The 3,370-nt window shown below is 62.1% G+C and carries 5 protein-coding genes; 3 read left to right on the top strand and 2 right to left on the bottom strand.

Annotation, left to right across the window (positions count from 1 at the left end; genetic code table 11):
• The 3 genes from EOA86_RS27500 to folK form a co-directional block, all read left to right on the top strand.
• Positions 1–272, top strand: a 272-nt coding sequence (locus tag EOA86_RS27500; protein WP_164892022.1) for a dihydropteroate synthase, incomplete at its 5' end; no start/stop codon positions are given.
• Positions 273–387: 115 nt separating this feature from the next.
• Positions 388–747, top strand: a complete 360-nt coding sequence (gene folB, locus EOA86_RS27495; protein ID WP_029352935.1) for a dihydroneopterin aldolase — start codon at positions 388–390, stop codon at positions 745–747.
• Positions 731–1,243: a 2-amino-4-hydroxy-6-hydroxymethyldihydropteridine diphosphokinase gene (folK, locus tag EOA86_RS27490; protein ID WP_128344559.1), complete on the top strand. Its 513-nt coding sequence runs from the start codon at positions 731–733 to the stop codon at positions 1,241–1,243. The genes folB and folK overlap by 17 nt, the downstream gene beginning before the upstream one ends.
• Before the next feature lie 48 nt (positions 1,244–1,291).
• On the opposite strand, the gene EOA86_RS27485 is transcribed toward folK, so the two are convergent.
• Together EOA86_RS27485 and EOA86_RS27480 are read right to left on the bottom strand one after the other, a co-directional pair.
• The gene (locus tag EOA86_RS27485) at positions 1,292–1,840 is read right to left on the bottom strand and encodes a DUF924 family protein (RefSeq protein WP_127211861.1); all 549 of its coding nucleotides are present in this window, start codon (positions 1,838–1,840) and stop codon (positions 1,292–1,294) included.
• A gap of 17 nt (positions 1,841–1,857) precedes the next feature.
• Positions 1,858–3,370 (bottom strand): cation:proton antiporter (locus EOA86_RS27480; protein WP_128344557.1); only part of this gene is annotated, 1,513 nt, incomplete at its 5' end.

Below are 3,370 nucleotides of genomic sequence, written 5' to 3'. Positions count from 1 at the left end.
CCAAGGAAACAGCGGAGGAAAATCTCGACCTGATGGCACGGTTTTCCGAACTTGATGCCTTGGGCTTTCCGCTGATGGCGGGTACATCGCGAAAGCGCTTCATCGGCGTCGTCACCGGCCGCGACGCCTCGGCCAGGGGGGCCGGAACAGCGGCGACGAGCGTTATCCTGAGACTCAAGGGCGCGCAGCTTTTTCGCGTCCACGATGTCGCAATCAATGTGGATGCGCTGGCGCTTGCGGATGCTATGCTGGCCCGTGAAACCACCGCATAGGCTCGAAAATCAAAATCGATTTTCGGAAAGCAGGATGCGTAGATTGAAAGCGTTAGAGCGTAGTTTTTGCGTCCAAGTGGATGCACGTCGCTCTAATCGAGCGGGACGCTGAGCGATGTATGTCATCCGCATGAAGAACTGCGCCTTCTTCGCCCGGCACGGCGTGCTGGATGAGGAGGAGACGCTCGGCCAGCGTTTCTATGTCGACGCTGCGCTCTCCGTCGAACCCGGCCGCGCGCTGGTCGATGATTCCATCGAGGATACCGTCCACTATGGTGTCGCCTTCGGAGTGATCGAAAAGATCATAACCGGCGAGAGGCGTTTTCTGATAGAAGCGCTGGCGCTGGAGGTGGCCCGGGCGCTGACGGCCCGGTTTCCTCAGATCAAAAAGGCCGAGATCACCGTGCGCAAGCCGAATGCGCCAGTGCCCGGTGTGCTCGATCATGTCGAGGTGACCGTTGTCTGGCCAGAATAACACGGTTTACCTCAGCCTTGGCGGCAATCTCGGTGACCCGGCAAGGTCGATGGGCGCTGCGCTGCGTATGCTGGACGCTGACGAGAACGCGCGCGTCGTTGTCGTCTCCTCGCTTTACCGCACGCCGCCTTGGGGCAAGCTCGACCAGCCGGATTTTCTCAATGCGGCTGCCGAAATTTCGACTGTGCTCGCACCACACGCATTGCTCGATCTCTGTCTCGACGTCGAGCGCAGACTGAAGCGGGTGCGCGAGGAGCGCTGGGGTCCACGGCTGATCGACATCGACATTTTGGTGTTCGGCGATCGGATTATCCACGAATCCGGGCTGGAAGTGCCGCATCCGCGCATGCTGGAGCGCGCTTTCGTTCTGGCGCCGCTGGCCGAGATCGCGCCTGACCTCACCGTCGACGGCAGAAGTGTGGCGGAGCGGCTTGCCGCGCTCGATAGCGCCGGCATCGAGCGACTGCCGTCTGGCCGGGATTGGTGGCTGACCTAAAGCATCGGACCAAAACCTCTAACCAGTTTTGGCTCCGATGCACTGAGCTCAGCCGGAAAATCCGCCCCCGTCGAGGAACACCTGTTCCTCAGGCGTCGTCTCGCGGCCAAGCATCCTGTTTCGATGCGGAAAGCGGCCGAAGCGCTGAATGATCTCCAGGTGCTCGACCGCATATTTCAGATAGGATTGGGCTTTGGCGGTAAAAAGGTCCATCGATTTGAGCTGGTCGGCGAGTTGCTCCGAATGCTCATACGGCAAATAGAGGAAGGCGCGCAGGTCTTCGTCGAGCGCCAGATCCTGGCCGGCGGCGGTCGCCTTTTCGGCAAAATGCCTCGCCAGCGGGTCGGTTGCATACATATGGCCGGTGCCGCGAAAGCAGTTTCGCGGGAACTGGTCGAGCAGGATCATCAGTGCCAGTGAGCCTTCGGCATGCTCCGACCAGTCATCGCATTCACGCCGTGCGGCAGCGTAGTGCAGGTCGAGAAACCGGTTGCGGAACTCCGCGTCGAAGGCGTCATTCTTTTCGAACCACGCATCTTTCCCGGCGTCACGCCAGAATCTGGTGACGGAGAGCGCACGTTCGTCCAGTTCGGTCATCTGTTTGCTCCAGGTATTTAGTCCGCAGGCTCGGATTTGTGCAGAACGCCGGCGGTTTCTTCATTGAGCGCCTGACCGGTGCGGCGCGGCTGGCTGAGCGGTGTCGGAATGGGCGTGCCGATATTGCCCTTGAGGAAGCGCGCTCCGGCGCGAACGCCTTCGGCGAGCTGCAACTCGAAACGGGCAGCATCGCGGCGGCGGACATCCTCGATCACCTCGGCGACTTCCGCCGGGTCGACGCCCAGCGCTTCTAGTGTGGAGCCGCCGAAGACAAGCGCCGATTCGAAGGTTTCGCGAATCTGGAAATCGACGCCGGCACGGATCAGCTGCAATGCGGTTCCGCGGTCGAAGGCGCGTGCCAGCACGGTCAGCAGGGGAAACTCCGCCTTGATGAGCTCTGCGATCCGGACGGCGACATCTGGCTTGTCGACGCAGATCAACACGGCGCGCGCGCGGCCGGCGCCTGCGGCACGCAGAATGTCCAGCCGCGTGCCGTCGCCATAATAGACCTTGAAACCGAAATCAGCTGCCGCCTGGATCATCTCGACCTCATTGTCGATGATCGAGACATCGATCCCGCGCAACAGCAGCGGCTGGCTGGCGATCTGGCCGAAGCGGCCGAAGCCGATGATCAGCACGCTGCCGGTAAGGCCATCGGCGATGTCGACGCCTTCGAGCGACTGCTCGTCGCGCGGCGTCAGATACCGCAATGCCAGAATGGCCAGCGGTGTCAGCACCATGGAGATGATGACGATCGCCGTCAGGGTCGCGTTAGCCTGGCTGTCGATGATGCCGACTACCGCGGCGGCCGAATAGAGAACGAAGGCGAATTCGCCGCCTTGCGCCATGAAGACGGCACGCTCGAGCGCTTCTCGATGACTGGTCTTGAGTATGCGGGCGACGAGGTAGATGCCGATCGCCTTTATCACCATGTAGGCGACGACGTAGATGGTGACAAGGCGCCAGTTCTGGACGACCACATGCAGGTCGAGCGACATGCCGACAGCGAGGAAGAACAGCCCGAGCAGCACACCGCGGAATGGTTCGACGTCGGCCTCCAGCTGATGGCGGAAGGTGGACTCCGACAAAAGCACGCCGGCCAGGAAGGCGCCCATCGCCATCGACAGGCCGCTGAGCTGCATGGCAAGCGCCGACCCCAGAACGACCAGAAGGGCGGCTGCGGTCATCACTTCGCGGGCGCGGGCGTCCGCCAGGATGCGGAAGAACGGATTGAGCAGATAACGCCCGGCCAGCACCAGCCCAACGATGGCGGCAAGGCCTATGCCCACCTCCGTCAGCCGCTGCGTCAAGCTCATATCGGCGCCGCCCGGCGCCAGGAAGGCGATCAGGGCCAGCAACGGCACGATCGCCAGGTCCTCGAGCAGCAGGATGGAGACGATGCGCTGGCCTTTGGGCGCAGCGATCTCACCACGTTCCTCCAGAAGCTGCATGACGATCGCTGTCGAGGTCAGCACGAAGCCGGCGCCGGCGACGAAGGATTGCGAGATCGGAAAACCTCCCGCCAGTCCG

The organism is Mesorhizobium sp. M5C.F.Ca.IN.020.32.2.1 (assembly GCF_004023105.1).
Taxonomy (GTDB): Bacteria; Pseudomonadota; Alphaproteobacteria; order Rhizobiales; family Rhizobiaceae; genus Mesorhizobium; species Mesorhizobium wenxiniae.
The sequence above is the reverse complement of the archived record's forward strand: the minus strand, read 5'-3'. Positions and strand labels throughout refer to the sequence as shown.

Excerpts from the sequence above, each read along its gene's own strand:
- folB (WP_029352935.1), top strand. The coding sequence starts at position 388 with ATGTATGTCATCCGCATGAAGAACTGCGCCTTCTTCGCCCGGCACGGC.
- EOA86_RS27485 (WP_127211861.1), bottom strand. The coding sequence starts at position 1,840 with ATGACCGAACTGGACGAACGTGCGCTCTCCGTCACCAGATTCTGGCGT.